The organism is Neobacillus niacini (assembly GCF_046591715.1).
GTDB lineage: Bacteria > Bacillota > Bacilli > Bacillales > Cytobacillaceae > Neobacillus > Neobacillus niacini_L.
In genome coordinates this window covers 286,330-302,017 of sequence record NZ_JAWVNQ010000005.1, presented here as the reverse complement: position 1 = coordinate 302,017, position 15,688 = coordinate 286,330, and the positions used below count along the sequence as shown (strand labels likewise).

Here is a 15,688-nt window from a genome sequence, read left to right as displayed (position 1 = left end):
GTAATCTTTTAATTCCTGAATTTTATATTGCGAACAGACTTATTGCAGAGGCCAAAACAGAACCCCACTTAATTAAAAGCGGGGCTCCATTCTTCTTCATTATTTACTTCAAAACATCATTCACGGCATCTGGGTTAACCCCACCGCCAACCTGATAAACATCTTTGAAATGTTTACCATTCAACACTTGTCTTTGTGACTGTAGAATTCCCCAAGGTGTTGAAACCAAAAGTACCGGTGCACCTAGCTTCGCTGCTAATGGACCTGCTGTTAGAGCGTCAACTAAGTTCAAGGTTTCTGATTTCGTTAACAGAATCGAAGATAATTCTACATTCGAATAGAACTTGCTAAAGACCTTTGCATTCGTTTCGTGGCGATCTGTGCCAGCTATACGGTTCTTCAGAACATTTGCAGACGTGATCTTATCGATTTGGGTAAGGATGGAAGGTGCAACGACATCTTCACCACCGATAAAATATGCATCTGTCAGCTGTTCATTCTTTAACCATGCTAACGTCTCAGCTGGGACAGCTGCTAAGTCAGTTAGAATGATTGGCTGCTTTTTCAAACCTGCCTGAGCCGAAATAGATAGCGCATCAGGTTCACCAAATCCATAGGCCACATAGATCGTGCTCACATCAACTAGCTTATCAAGTTCCTTTGCAATTAACAGCGAGGTATCTTTTCTGGATTGACCGCCAATTCGAGTAACTTTATACCCCTTCTGCTTAAGCATGCTTTCAACCTTAGGAGAAATTACAAGCTCCCCGCCAATAAGGATAATCTCTTTTGTCTTTAAGCGTGCGAGTTCATTCAGTGTTGATTGTGGAATGGAATCGGCTGCTGTTAAGAGAATTGGCGCATCCTTCGCTGACGCTAATGGAGTGGCTGTTAACCCATCGACTATCGCAAACGCATTGACTAACAGCACGCTGTTCGCTGTTTTCCAGCCTGTTTGCGAAACCTTAATGGCTGTTTCATATCTCGTATCACCAGCTAAAGTGATCAGTTTAGAGGTTCCTGGAGTCGTTGTGGTGCCTTTTACTGTTATCGTGGTACCTTGACTCACATTACCCGCTGCATCTGATGCGGTAATCACTAAGTTCGTGCCGCCTTTTTGAGCTGGGATCTTAACGGTATATTCTCCATTGTTAGCTGTTGTGCCGCTGCCAATGACTGTTCCATTTGCCTTTACTTCGATTTTGGATCCGGCTTCTGCCTTACCTGATACAGAAGTATCCTTATCAGTTACTTCATTAACTGTCGGTTTGGCTGGCGGTGTAGCATCTTTAACCACTACTTTCACTGCTGCACTTACATTATCCGCTTTGTCTGTAGCTGTTACGGTTAATTCTGTTCCTGCTTTTTGAGCAGGGATTGTGACGGTAAACTTACCATCTGATCCAGCTGTTGCACTGCCAATGGTTGAACCATTTGCTTTTACTTCTACCTTAGAACCTGCTTCTGCACTTCCTGATACAGAAGAAGCCTTGTCAGTTACCTGATTTACAGACGGCTGATTAGGTGGTGTTACGTCCTTAACGATGACTTTCACTGCCGCACTTACATTACCGGCTTTGTCTGTAGCCGTAATCGTTAATTCCGTTCCTGCTTTTTGGACAGGGATTTTGACGTTGAATGTTCCATCTGATCCAGCTGTTGCACTGCCAATGATAGAACCATTCGCTTTTACTTCAACTATAGCACCGGCTTCTGCTTTACCTGTTACAGAAGTATCCTTGTCAGTTACATCATTAACAGTTGGTTTTTCTGATGGAGTTTGGTCTTTTACTACTACCTTTGCCGCTGCACTTACATTACCAGCTTTGTCTGTAGCTGTAACAGCTAATTCTGTTCCTGCTTTTTGTACAGGGATTTCGATGGTAAACTTTCCATCTGCAGCTGCCGTTGCAGTGCCAATGGCTGCACCATTTGCTTTTACTTCTACTTTCGCACCGGCTTCTGTTGTTCCAGTTACCGAAGTATCCTTGTCAGTTACATCACTTACAGATGGCTGATTAGGTGCTGTTACGTCTTTTACCACTACTTTCGTGGCTGCACTCACATTGCCAGCTTTGTCTGTGGCTGTAACGGTTAATTCTGTTCCTGCTTTTTGAACAGGGATTGTTACGGTGAACTTCCCGTCGGTTCCAGCAGCTGCACTGCCAATGGCTGCACCATTAGCTTTTACTTCTACTTTGGACCCTGCTTCTGCTGTTCCTGTTACCGAAGTACTCTTGTCAGTTACTTCACTTACAGATGATGGTTGGTTAGGTGCCGTTACGTCTTTTACCACTACTTTCGCCGCTGGACTTACGTTTCCAGCTTTGTCTGTAGCTGTAACCGTTAATTCTGTTCCTGCTTTTTGAACAGGGATTGTGACGGTGAACTTCCCATCAGTTCCAGCAGTTGCACTGCCAATGGTTGAACCATTAGCTTTTACTTCTACTTTAGAACCGGCTTCTGCTGTCCCTGTTACGGAAGTACTCTTGTCGGTTACTTCATTAACAGTTGGTTTTTCAGATGCGGTTGCATCTTTTACGACCACTTTCGCTGCTGCACTTACGTTTCCAGCATTGTCTGTAGCCGTTACTTCTAGTTCTGTTCCTGCTTTTTGTACAGGGATGGTGACGGTAAACGTGCCATCAGTTCCAGCAGTTGCACTTCCAATGGTCTTTCCAGCTGCTTTTACATCTACCTTTGAACCAGCTTCTGCTTTTCCTGTTACAGAAGAATCAGTGTCAGTAACTTGATTTACAGTTGGCTGTGATGGCGCAGTTGCGTCTTTTACCACGACTTTCACAACTGTACTTACATTTCCAGCTTGGTCTGTAGCTGTAACTGTTATTTCTGTTCCTGCCTTTTGAACAGGGATTGTGGCGGTAAACTTCCCGTCAGCTCCAGCAGTTGCACTGCCAATACCAGAACCATTTGCTTTTACATCCACTTTAGATCCTGCTTCAGCTGTTCCTGTTACGGAAGTAGCCTTGTCAGTTACGTCACTTACAGTTGGCTGGTTCGGGGCGGTTACGTCTTTTACCACGACTTTCGCTGTTGTACTTACATTTCCAGCTTGGTCTGTAGCCGTAACTGTTAATTCTGTTCCTGCTTTTTGAACAGGGATGGTGACAGTAAACTTCCCGTCGGCTCCAGCTGTTCCACTGCCGATAGCAGAACCATTTGCTTTTACTTCTACTTTAGATCCTGCCTCAGTGGTCCCTGTTACTGAAGTACTCTTGTCAGTTACATCACTTACAGTTGGCTGGTTAGGCGCGGTTACGTCTTTTACCACTACTTTCGCTGCCGCACTTACATTTCCAGCGGCATCTGTTGCAGTAACAACTAATTCCGTTCCTGCCTTTTGAACAGGGATGGTGACAGTAAACTTCCCGTCGGCTCCAGCTGTTCCACTGCCGATAGCAGAACCATTTGCTTTTACTTCTACTTTAGATCCCGCTTCAGCTGTTCCTGTTACGGAAGTACTCTTGTCAGTTACATCACTTACAGTTGGCTGGTTAGGCGCGGTTACGTCTTTTACCACGACTTTTGCTGCCGCACTTACATTTCCAGCGGCATCTGCTGCAGTAACGACTAATTCCGTTCCTGCCTTTTGAACTGGGATTGTGACGGCAAACGATCTATCAGCTCCAGCTGTAGTGCTGCCAACAATAGTTCCATTTACTTTTACTTCTACTTTAGAACCGGCTTCTGCTTTTCCTGTTACCGAAGTATCTTTGTCTGTTACTTCGTTAACAGTTGGCATATCAGGGGCTGTTACATCTTTTACTACCACTATTACCGGTGTGCTTACATTCCCAGCTCCGTCTATAGCAGTCACTTCTAATTCCGTTCCAGCCTTTTGAACTGGAATCGTGACGGTAAACGCGCCATCATTACCAGCTGTTGCACTGCCAATGACGGTTCCATTTGCTTTTACCTCTACTTTAGAACCTGCTTCTGCTTTTCCAGTTACCGAAGTGTCTTTTTCTGTTACTTCATTAACTGTTGGCTGATCAGGTGTAGTTACGTCTTTTACCACTGCTTTGGCTGCGGCACTTACATTCCCTGCATTATCCGCGGCGGTAACGTCTAATTCTGTTCCCGCTTTTTGAGCTGGGATTGTGACGTTAAACGTTCCATCTTCACCTGTTGTACCGCTTCCGATCACACTTCCATTTGCTTTTACTTCAACCTTAGAACCTGCTTCTGCTTTTCCTGTTACCGAAGTATCTGTTTCGGTTACTTGATTTACAGTTGGCTGCTCAGGTGCCGTTGCATCTTTTACCACTACTTTCGCTATGGTACTTACATTTCCAGCGTCATCTGCTGCGGTAACCTCTAGTTCCGTTCCCGCTTTTTGAACTGGGATTGTAACTGCAAACTTCCCATCGCTTTCAGCTGCAGCACTGCCAATGACGGTTCCATTAGCTTTTACTTCTACAGTTGCACCAGCTTGGGTTTGACCAGTTACAGTTGAATCCTTGTCATTTACCTCATTCACTCTTACAGGCACTTCCACCGGTGCTTTTACCACTTCTAAACTTTGAGAAATGGCTGCTGAATCTGCATTTCCGATATTATCCTCTACCTCGTAGGACAGAGTCCAAGCTCCAGCAGGATCAGTTTCTGCTACTGTGTACGTTCCAACCCACTGATTATCTTGCAGTGCTAAATCAATATATCGATAGCCTCTCGTATCATCAGCATTATACGAATCTGGGTCGTCTGGATTAAACATTATTAATCTAGCATTTTTAACGCCTGACTGACTGTCACTAAAGTTCAGCTTAAAGGTTACCTCATCACCCGCTGCTGCGGTTTCAGGTGAAATGGTGATTCCCTCAAAGGTTGGTGCTGTTTCATCTGGTGCTTCATTCAGAATGAGGAGATTGTAAGCTGGCAGATGGTTCTCCACATTTCCTGCATTGTCCTCGACATCGAAGGTTACTGAATAGAAGCCTGTTCCCATGAATTCAGGGATCACATAATCATCACTCCAAACTCCGTCTGTTTCTGTTAATTCAATGCTTGTTGTATTAAAAGTCTCATTATTAAACAAAGTTACTACTGCAGATTTAACTCCAGAATCTTCATCACTGAGCTCTGCTTCAAAATGAATTGTTTCTCCTGGCCAAGCTATTTCCGGCGTCATCACAAAGGATCCAACGAAAGGTGCCGTTTCATCGCCGTCATCAGGATTATTGACCACGAATTGATAAGCCTCTTCATTGCTTCCTTCGTTACCAGCAACGTCAAAAGCTGTTACAGCTACCTGCCAAGTGCCAGGAACATCAAATTCCGTAACTTCATATGTCCCCTCCCACTTGTTAGTATCTGTGTTTAACACAAGTGTGATCGATTCAGATTTTCCGCCGTCCGGTGAGGTTACTTTTGCAAATGCACTAAATACCCCAGATTGTGCATCTGAAACCTTTGCTGAGATTTTCACAGAGTCGCCTACGTTCGCTTCTGCTGGTGAAATTTCTACTGCTTCGACAACAGGTTTAGTTACATCAGCCTCTGAATTATCAATACTTGCAACTTTTCCAGAATCATATTCGCTGTAGTTAGCGTTATTGTCCTCTACAGCAATCCAAACTGGATAGTCACCCGACACGTCATGTTCTTTTACCGTATAACTTCCTATCCATAAACCAGAAGTTTCATCATAGGTTAACTGAATTTCCGGCTGGCTGCCCATCCATAGATAAGCTTCCTTTACGCCACTCTTGTCATCGGTGATTTTTGCTTTAAATTCAATGACATCATCCACTCGTGCCATTGCAGGTGTAATGTCTAGGCTGTCGAGTACCGGTGCTGTATAATCTCCATCAGGGTTGTGAACAAGGAAAGAACCAAGGTCAAAGGATGACGAAGGATTTCCTGCCATGTCAACTGCATATATCGAATTGATGACAACAACTTCCCCATCAGGAATATTCGTTGGAACAGAAATTGTACCGGTCCATTTCTGAAGAGTATCGTCGTAAGTCAGATCGATATTATCAAAGTTATTGCCATAGTTGACGGTTACAAACGCTACGCCTGAGTCTGCATCTACAACATCTGCAGATATCGTCACACTGTCGCCCGCATTCACCTCTGTCTTATCGAGCTGAACATCAGAAATAACGGGGCCCGTATAGTCACCTTCAGGGTTCACGACCGTAAAGCCGCCTTCTGCATCTGCCCAGTTAGGATTCCAAACTGTATCAAGGGCGTTAACAGAAACCGCATAGAAACCTGGTGCTGTTGTTTCTTGGATCGAGTAAGTTCCAACCCACAGTCCAGCTGCTTCATCGTAATTCATTGTTATAGAATCGTATGCCAATTGACTATCAAAAATGGCCGTAACGCTGTCTACTCCTACATTGTCCGTTACCTTTGCTGTCACGGTAACAGTTTCACCCACCTGGACATCTCCTTGAGGTGTCACAACAACATTTGAAATTTCAGGCGGCGTAGTGTCGGCATCATTGTTCACCACATCAAAGGCACCGAGATGTTCTGTGAATCCACTGTTTCCAGCATTATCTGACGCATAGATCACAACGTTCCAAGCACCAGATGGGAAACTCGAGTCAACGTTGAGATCAATGATCCATTCTTCCGGATTTGCACTAGGAAAACCAAAGGCTGTAGTGTGAACTACTTCCGGAGAGTCTGCATGATAGAAACTAGCAAAAACAGAATTTACCCCTGTTTTATCATCACTTACCGGAACCTTTATTTGAATATTATCACCCACAGTGGCAGAGGTTGGAGAAAAGACTGGTTCCCCAATCCTTGGAGCACTGCTATCACTTAAAGGATTGGATAACACTAATTCAATTGGGTTTTCACTATAATCAAAGTTCCCTGCGGTATCAAACATCTCAATATCCAAATACCAGGAACCCGCCAGATCATCTTCAGTGAATGAATGAGTGCCTTCCCACTGATTTGTTTCTGGATTCAAGTTTAAGTCGACATAATAGGTGGTAATTAAATTGTAAATCGTTGCAGTAACTGTACCTACTCCAACATTGTCATTTACTTCTGCTTTTATAGTAATCTCTTGATTTGCTGTTACACTTAAAGGAGTGACAGTCGCTCTAGCTAATGTTGGAAATTCAGTGTCCCCGCCATTCGGATTCACTACTTCCACATCAGGTCCCGCACTATAATCATAATTCCCTAAAGCATCATACATATCAAACTCTATCGTCCAGGTACCATTGCGATCATATTCTTCGATAGTATATGTACCTTTCCATTCGTTTGTCTCGGAATCAAGTGTTAACGGAACATACTTCCATCCACCTTCATGAACCAGGACGGCTACTACCCGCGTTACTTCACTTTGATCATCGGTGACTTCAGCAGTAATCGAGATGCTTTCTCCTACTCCCACTGATGTCTTATCTACGGTTGCATTTACTAAGGTAGGTGCTGTGAAATCATCTGCTAATGCGGTAATAGCGGCAGCTTTCACTTCTGCGTTTACTTCTTTTCCAGCCTCCACTTTTATCGATTGTGGAGTTTGTGCCTGATTACTATTTGCCAACGCAGCGTTTGGAAGGGCTAATAATAGGCACAAAGCACTAACGAAAATCGGTCTTTTTCTCAATCATAGCCCCCCTTATTCTTTTTCTTTCACTCAACTTATCCCCTCCTTTGTTACTATATATAGGAATATAATCCCATTTTAGAACCCTGTACTTAAAAAATTCACGGAATAATATTTTTCATATAATAGTATTGAATGCTTTTGACTTACACGGTATTTATCGAGTGCAAATTCATAGAAAATAAAAAAGGATTGCCTCTCAAAAGGTGCTGAGAGTGCAAACCTATTACGTTTTAGGAAAGCTTCTTCAATTCATTACTTACTTTTTCTATACGCTTTTCTTTTTCAATTTTATACAGCTGCAAATATTCGTTGCCAATATTACTATTCAAATTGTTCTCTACCACTTCTTTTTGGATATTGGAAATGATTTTATCGACCATGACCTTCGTATCTTCCTCATAATCGTTATAAATGGCCCGATACTTCCCTTCCATTCTTGCATGATCCAGATTTCTATCTTTCTTAGCCTTATACTCTTCCTGCATTTCATTCATTAATGCTGTAAGCCTTTTGTCCGCGAATTGATTCATCTTTTCCCATTCCGGTTTAACCATTTTCTTAATTTCCTCTATGATTTCTTCCTGATGTTTAGCTTGTTGGCTCTCTGCAGCTCTTTTGCTAGTGGGCGTTCCATTCTCTCCAACCTTTGGATTCGCCTTATTCGCTACCGGGTCTACCTGGACTTCTCCACGGCCAGCAGTCATTTGAGGCTTGCCATCGACTTTGTCCTTATGATCCTTATTTAACGCAAGAAATAGAGTTGCACCAACGACTACGACTACTGCGGCAGTTATCATCCCATACTTTTTCATATACCTTTTGTATTGTTTCAAAATGACCCTCCTAGGAAAATAGTACACTTATATATAGTCCTTTTGACCGAAAAAAGAACTCCAATTGTGCTGCGAGTAGAACAATTTTGTCATTCAAAAAGCGAGTTTTTCTCTACTAAACTTTGATTTTCTACCTTTTTTCGTCTTACTTTGTCTTTGTTTGCAACTTTGTATACCGTTTTAGAGGAAATTCATGGTAGAATATGTGTAATATACCAGAATAATAGAGGTGGTCTGTAAATGAAGAAGACAATTGTTCGAGCAGTTTCGACTGCTGCCTTTCTTTCGACAGTGTACGCTGGTTCTGCATACGCCAGTACACATACAGTCGAAAAGGGAGATTCCCTTTGGGAAATTGCAAAAAAATACCAAACTACTGTTTCAGAATTAAAGAGTTTGAATAACTTAAAATCTGATTTTCTTCAGGTGAATCAGAAATTGAAGATTTCAGCTGCCGCAGAAGCAGCGAAGACTGTCACCACTACAACAACGAGTGCTGCTACTACATATGTAGTCAAAAGCGGTGACTACCTTGGCAAAATCGCTAAGCAATTTAACACAAGTGTTTCTGAATTGAAGAAACTAAATGGTTTGAAATCGGACATGATTTATGTTGGACAAACATTAAAGGTTTCTGGAAAAGCGACTACTGCTCCGACTCCAGCGCCAGCACCAGCTCCGGCTGCCCCGCCTGCTTCTAGTACTTCACTTTACACCGTTGTAAGTGGTGATACTCTAGGGAAAATCGGGTTACAGTTTAAAATGAGTGTGGCTGATTTAAAGAAGCTTAACGGTTTGAAGTCGGATATGATTTATGTTGGGCAGAAATTGAAGGTGAATGGAAAGGCAGCTGAAACAGCTCCGACTCCAACACCAGCTCAGCCTGTTGCACCAGCACCAGCTCCTGCACCTGCGGAAACCACTCAATATACAGTAAAAAGCGGGGATACCTTAGGTGGAATTTCCCAGAAGTTCAACACAACCGTAGCAAAGATAAAAGAACTAAATAGTTTGAAATCAGACATGATCTATGTTGGCCAGAAACTGAAGGTTTCGGGTAAAGCTGCAGAGGCTGTAAAACCGCCTGAAACACCAGCACAAACAGGAGAATTTGCAACTGACTTTGTCAATGCAGCGAAAAGCGTTATGGGTGTACCATATGTTTGGGCCGGCAGCACGATCAATGGCTTCGATTGCAGCGGCTTTATCTATTATGCTGCAAATAAAGCTGGCTACAAGATTGGCCGCCTTTCCGCTGCGGGATACTATAGCCGTACCTACTACGTCGACCAGCCAAAACCAGGCGACCTCGTCTTTTTCGAAAATACATATAAAAAAGGAATCTCCCACCTCGGCATCTACCTAGGCAACAACGAATTTATCCATGCCGATGAGAAACGAGGAGTCTCGATTGCTAACCTAAGCAATCCTTACTATACTGCTCATTTTGATGGGTTTAAGCGATTCTATTAAGATACTTGGAAGAAGCCAGGCTTGGGTGCCTGGTTTTTTTGTTGTTGGTTAGGGTGGAGCTGGGCGGAGCCGGGATTTGTTAGGCAGGTTAGCTAAGGATTTTTGCAGGTAAAGTGGGGCTCTATGCAGATAAGGATGTCAAATCTGCAGGTAGGGGATTTTTCTATAAGAATGGTAATTGAAATAACCTCACTAAATTCAGAATCGACTCAAAAGATCGAGCAGAATACCCAATTATAGGAAGATTTATTACCTGAGCCAGGCTCCCGCCTGGCTTTTTCAGCTTTAAGGTGGGGTGGGCGATTTGTTAGGCAGATAAACTAAGGGTTTAGGCAGGTAAAGTGAGATTTTTGCAGGTAAGCAGATCTAATCCGCAGGCAGAGCACTCATTTTTGCAGGTATGAGGGTTTTCCATAAAAATGGTAATAGAAAACCCACACTTGTTCTTGAATCCTCACTAAAGTTCGACCAGAATACCCATTTTCAGGAGGATTTTTGCCTGAGCCAGGCTCCGCCTGGCTTTTTCAGCATCAAGTTTGAGGTAGGGTATTTGTTAGGCAGATAAACTAAGGTTTTTTGCAGGTAAAGTGAGAACTATGCAGGTAAACATGCCAAATCCGCAGGTAGAGCACTCATTTTTGCAGGTAAGAAGATTTTCCATAAAAATGGTAACATAAAAACCCACACTAGTTTTTGAATCCTCACTATAGTTCGACCGGAATATCCATTTTTAGGAAGATTAATTACCTTAGCCAGGCTCCCGCCTGGCTTTTTCAGCACTCTAAGAACGAATTCGCAGGTAAGGAATTCGTTTTCGCAGGTAAAATAGTTAATTAGGCAGGTAAACTAAACTTTTATGCAGATAGAGCGCTTGATTTGGCAGGTAAGCAAAAGTCATCTAGGCTTTCTTCTCCTGCCCTTCTTTGATGGTTCCTCCTGATTTGCTTTCTCTTTTGCCCTTTTTTGCATGTACATAAAGAAGTCCGTAATCACCTTTGATAGGACTAGGATAACGATATATGTTAAGAACAGGTGAAAATAATTAGCCCATGAGTTGAACTTAAATAAATGATGCATCACAAAGATTGGTTTTAACACAAATGAAAGAAACAAACTTAATAACAATGTATAGAGGTAATAATTTTTTTTATGTTTAACCGTCCATTGGTACAACAAAATGAACGATACCGGAACCAGTGAGGCGTCGAGTCCGAGATTGTGTGCAACAAAAGGAATCATTTTATGCGGATACGTCCAAAGCGCCTGTGTGGTACCAAAATCATCAAAATATGCAAACCAAACGTGTATATTAAATCCAAAAAAGCCAAGCTGGAGTGCCCTTTTCCAGTCGATTGTAAAAAGAAGAATGATGAGCGGGGCTAAAAACATAATGACATTGAACCAAAATTGCCAGGTATCAAAGGCGGAATACTCCTGCCAATAGTGCAGCCACTCTTTTGCACCCTCTTGTTGTTGTTTTATTAATTTATCTAAAGCTTCACTTTGAGCGCTCATGGGAACCCCTGCCTTGAAGAGTATTTTCCCTCTTAAATTGCCCAAGATTTATGGAAAAAAATTGTCAATAAAAAAATTTTATTTTGCGGTGATGATTAATAGACAGCATTTAAGTCGATTAAAGTAAAATGAAACGTAAAGAGGAGGAATGGCAGTGGAGAAATTCGGGATATACGGAAAGATGATTGCAAAAGAGGGCGAGCGGGAAAAGCTGACAAGTATTCTTTTAGAAGCTGCGGAATCTCTGCAAAATCTAGATGATTGCGAGTTATATCTTGTAAGCGTGTCACCTGATGATGCTGACTCTGTGTATGTCTATGAGGTATGGAGCAGTGAGAGCGCCCATCAAGGCTCACTAACTCTGGAATCTACACAAAATTTGATTCATCAGGCAAAACCGATTCTTGCGGGTATGGAACGGATCTCGACTCTTGTTCCTCGAGGTGGGAAAGGTCTTGGCTAGGCTAGGTGTCGCGGAACCATCATGGTTCCGCGATTTTTTGCAGATTTAATTGATTTGCCATTGATGAAACTAGAGATTTCAACGGGTTGATAATCGTTTTGGAAGTCTCACGCTCTACCTGCTGTGCCGCTGCTACCATTGATAATTGAGCCACGGACAGGCTGCGGTTGCTGGACAGCTGCTTTATGTATTGGTAAACGGCATTTTGGTACTCCTCAGTTTTCCCGCTCATTATTAAATCAAAGGTATTTTCTATTATTTTAACCTCGATGTCTAATGGTTTTTGGTTTGCGTATTGTTCGAGCCTGGACAGCGTTCCTTTTACCGTATCAGGGTTAGTAAACAGGATTGTCTGGGTCTCCGGGTTCTTGCATAGTGCTTCGAAGTACGGTTCATCGATTTTGATTATCGGAATATTAACCTCATGGTTGTTCAGTAACGCGATATAGTTCGTACAGGTGATAAGGATTGCATCGACTCCGGATTGGGCAATCCAGTCTATTTGGTGCTTTACTTGTCTTTTCGCCTCAGATACTTGTTCGTTCTTCAGGCGGATTATTAAACCCGGGTCTACATAGTGGCTTAGTTCGAGGTCATACTCAGAAAAAGCTGTTTCGATATAGTCGATATTTGAATAGTGCGCATGCAGGCAGGCGATTTTCTTTTTCATCGTGCTTGTCCCCCTTTTTATTTTTCATGGAGCCATTGTTTGGTTTTATTTTTTGGAAAGTGGACTCGTGGGTTCTTCATGAAGCCAAGTCTCGATTAGTTTTTTGGGAAAATGGTCTCATGAGCTCTTCATGAAGCCAAAACTTGATTAGTTTTTTTGGAAAGTGGCCTCATGGGTTCTTCATGGAGCCCAAACCCAATTACCTTTTTTCAAAAAGAGCCTCATGCTCACTCTATGAGGCCCAAACCCAACTACATTTTTTCAATAAGAGCCTCATGCTCACTCTATGAGGCCCAAACCCAACTACATTTTTTCAATAAGAGCCTCATGCTCACTCTATGAGGCCCAAACCTAATTACATTTTTTCAAAAAGAGCCTCATGCTCACTCTATGAGGTCCAAACCCGATTACATTTTTTCAATAAGAGCCTCATGCTCACTCTATGAGGCCCAAACTCAAACCTCGCTCTCACAGATAGGCCTCATGACTCATTTATTCCATCAGGCACATAATTTTCCCCGCTGGATGCCATGATAACAGAACAACAAAGGGGGGATATTACATGAAAAAGCTGATCATCTGTTTATCGATACTTTTTTGTTCAACCCTTGCTAATCCCGTACATTTCGAGCACTCCGCACATGCAGAGCCGCAAAAACCGACGCCTCCATACGCAAAGTGGAGTGTGATTGCGATGGATAAGGTAAAGGAAAAGTATCCAAATGCCAAAGTGATTGATTACCTTTATGTTGGAAAAACTCGAGGACAGCCAAACTCGACTGAGCGCTTCAAATTTTGGATGAAAGACACTCAAAAAGAATTCGGTGTTTATGTGAATATTGAATTCAACAATGAAACCGAACAGGTCACAAATGTGACGTATCAAGAAACCACTAGATAATGAACAACATGGGACCAATAGAAATCATGAACTCACTTAACATGATAATGCAATTCCGCAAATTGCTTGTACCGCCTGACATCAACCAGCGTGAGTTCGTTTTCCTGGTCCCCTTCCACAAACAATGGTATTCCACGGCCGATGATGGCTGGAGCGATTTGAATAATGAACTCATCGACAACTTTTTCCTGCAGAAGCTGCTGCAGCACTTCTCCCCCGCCCACCATCCAAATCCTTTTGCCCTCCTGCTTCTTCAAGGACTGAGTAAATCCAACAATATCTTCATTCACAAATGTTACATGTTCCGTATGATCCTGCATGGTGCGCGAAAAAACATAACACGGCTTACCCTCATATGGGAACCTATCCGGAGACAAAATAGAGATCTGATCATACGTATTTCGCCCCATCAAAATAGTTCCGACACTATCATAAAATTCCTGATAGCCTGTTTCCTCTTCCCCTTCCGTTCCAAATAACCAATCCAACGCATGATTCTCACGTGCTAAGTAGCCATCCAGACTGATTGCTCCGTAAAATACCACCTTGCTTTGATTGCTCATTATTCCACCTGCTTTCTATTCTCTTCTTTTCTCATGCATATACTTCATCCATTTCTTCTGTTTACGGCTGCAAACATAATATCCGGCCAAAGCAACCATGGTTCCCCCCGCTGCCACATTCAAGATAAGCGAGTGGTCAGTATAGGAACCTGCCGCCATTCCGATGATACCAAGGAAGAATAGCTGAAAGAAATGCTTTTTATTATTCTCATAAATCGTAAATTGAAATTGTCTTCTTTGTTCGAGTTCCTTTAAATCTTTCAGCCTCTCGGGGGCATTAAGGAATTCTGTAACAGAATGGTAGATCTTAAACACAGGCTGCGATTGAATCCACTGCCAGATGAACGACCATTTGTTATTTCCTTGTTTGTTCAGCCACTCAAGGAAAATCGGTTTAGCCAAGTCCATGAGATCACTTTCAGGAGCAAGACTTAAGATAATTCCTTCGACGGTAACGTAGGATCTGCCTAAAAAGACAAATCTTGTCGGAACCTGAATGGGGAGGGCTTGGATGGTGTCGATCATCTCCTTTTTAATGGCAAGCATATCCATTTCCTTTAATTGAGTGAAGTCGAAGGAAACCAACTCTGCTAAGAGCTTCTCGATGGTCCTAGAATCTGCTTCCGGCAGCAAGAATCCTAGCTGATATAAGCTATCCACCGCTTTGGAATAATTTTTTGAAAGGAAGCTCTCGATTAGATTTTGAAATTGAGCATCATCTTTCTTGCTGATTTCACCAATCATTCCAAAGTCGAGTAAGATGATTTTCCCTTCCTTTGAAACGAGAATATTCCCGGGATGCGGGTCGGCATGAAACTTTCCTGGCTCCAGCCACTGTGGAAGGAAGACCTTCATCAATCTTTGAGCCAACTCCTCTCGGCCGACTGGAACCTGTTTTAATCCCTCTTCGTCGGTGAGTCGAATCCCCTCTACCCACTCCATCACCAGAACATTTGGTGTACTAAGCTCCGAATAGACAGAAGGAATTTTGACACTATCCAAATCCTTAAACCGCTCCCTAAAAAACAAAATCGTATCGTGTTCGATTGTATAGTCCAGCTCTCGTTCAATGACTTGCTTTAGTTCCTGATAGAGGACTTTAAAGTTAATAAAACCTTTAGGAATCGGAACGAGATGGTCGAGAAACCATATGATAATCGCTAATACCCGAAAGTCCGTTTGAACAATGCTGTCGATATAGGGCCGTTTTACTTTAATCGCGACCTCTGTGCCATCCTTCAAAACTCCTTTATACACTTCACCAATCGAGGCAGAAGCAATTGCTGTTTTTTCGATTGTTTGAAAATTTTCCTTGAGTGTCGTTCCCCACTGGGTTTCTAGAATTTTCTCAATCTCACTCCAGTCAGAGGGCGGAACTTTATCTGTCAGGTCCTCAATTTGGCTGATAAATGCTTTCGGCAGCAAATCCGCCCGGGTGCTCAAAAACTGCCCTATTTTAATCAGTAAGCCCTCTAATTCAAACAGGGTATTTCGATATCGTCTGCCAATATCCCCCCAGAGCTTTTCCCACTCACTCTTCGGTTTTTTACGGAGTTTATACCAATAAATCTGCATGACTACCACAAACGCCAGTGAAAGCACCTTTGACATTCGGACTAGCTTATTTCTCGTTTTCACCCTATTCCCTTCCTTCTTTC

The 15,688-nt window shown here is 42.7% G+C and carries 9 protein-coding genes; 3 read left to right on the top strand and 6 right to left on the bottom strand.

All coding sequences use genetic code 11. The annotated features are described in order from the left end of the window. Positions 1-103 precede the first annotated feature (103 nt). Together SFC47_RS15820 and SFC47_RS15815 are read right to left on the bottom strand one after the other, a co-directional pair. Positions 104-7,609 carry an Ig-like domain-containing protein gene (locus SFC47_RS15820; protein WP_411255258.1) on the bottom strand — a complete coding sequence of 2,502 codons (7,506 nt, stop codon included), beginning with the start codon at positions 7,607-7,609 and terminating at the stop codon, positions 104-106. Positions 7,610-7,842: 233 nt separating this feature from the next. Further along, complete coding sequence (locus SFC47_RS15815) at positions 7,843-8,445, bottom strand: hypothetical protein (RefSeq protein ID WP_411255257.1); 603 nt, start codon at positions 8,443-8,445, stop codon at positions 7,843-7,845. Between the two features lie 240 nt (positions 8,446-8,685). Here SFC47_RS15815 and SFC47_RS15810 point away from each other — a divergent pair, with 240 nt between their 5' ends. Then, positions 8,686-9,918, top strand: coding sequence for a C40 family peptidase (locus SFC47_RS15810; protein WP_411255256.1), 1,233 nt, complete (start codon positions 8,686-8,688; stop codon positions 9,916-9,918). Positions 9,919-10,812: 894 nt separating this feature from the next. On the opposite strand, the gene SFC47_RS15805 is transcribed toward SFC47_RS15810, so the two are convergent. Beyond that, positions 10,813-11,433, bottom strand: coding sequence for a CBO0543 family protein (locus tag SFC47_RS15805; RefSeq protein WP_411255255.1), 621 nt, complete (start codon positions 11,431-11,433; stop codon positions 10,813-10,815). Positions 11,434-11,587: 154 nt separating this feature from the next. Between SFC47_RS15805 and SFC47_RS15800 the strand changes: the two genes are divergently transcribed. Beyond that, positions 11,588-11,896, top strand: a complete 309-nt coding sequence (locus SFC47_RS15800; protein ID WP_411255254.1) for a putative quinol monooxygenase — start codon at positions 11,588-11,590, stop codon at positions 11,894-11,896. Between the two features lie 19 nt (positions 11,897-11,915). On the opposite strand, the gene SFC47_RS15795 is transcribed toward SFC47_RS15800, so the two are convergent. Then, on the bottom strand, positions 11,916-12,566 hold the full coding sequence (locus SFC47_RS15795) for a hypothetical protein (RefSeq protein WP_411255253.1): 651 nt from the start codon (positions 12,564-12,566) through the stop codon (positions 11,916-11,918). Positions 12,567-13,128: 562 nt separating this feature from the next. Between SFC47_RS15795 and SFC47_RS15790 the strand changes: the two genes are divergently transcribed. Continuing rightward, positions 13,129-13,467 (top strand): DUF3889 domain-containing protein, encoded by a 339-nt coding sequence (locus tag SFC47_RS15790; RefSeq protein ID WP_411255252.1) that lies wholly within the window; start codon positions 13,129-13,131, stop codon positions 13,465-13,467. A 32-nt stretch (positions 13,468-13,499) separates the two neighbouring features. Here SFC47_RS15790 and SFC47_RS15785 read toward each other — a convergent pair whose 3' ends face one another. After that, complete coding sequence (locus SFC47_RS15785; protein ID WP_411255251.1) at positions 13,500-14,030, bottom strand: dihydrofolate reductase family protein; 531 nt, start codon at positions 14,028-14,030, stop codon at positions 13,500-13,502. 15 nt (positions 14,031-14,045) lie between these two features. Next, entirely contained in the window at positions 14,046-15,668 is a 1,623-nt protein-coding gene (locus SFC47_RS15780; RefSeq protein ID WP_411255249.1) for an ABC1 kinase family protein, read from the bottom strand. Between the last annotated feature and the right edge of the window lie 20 nt (positions 15,669-15,688).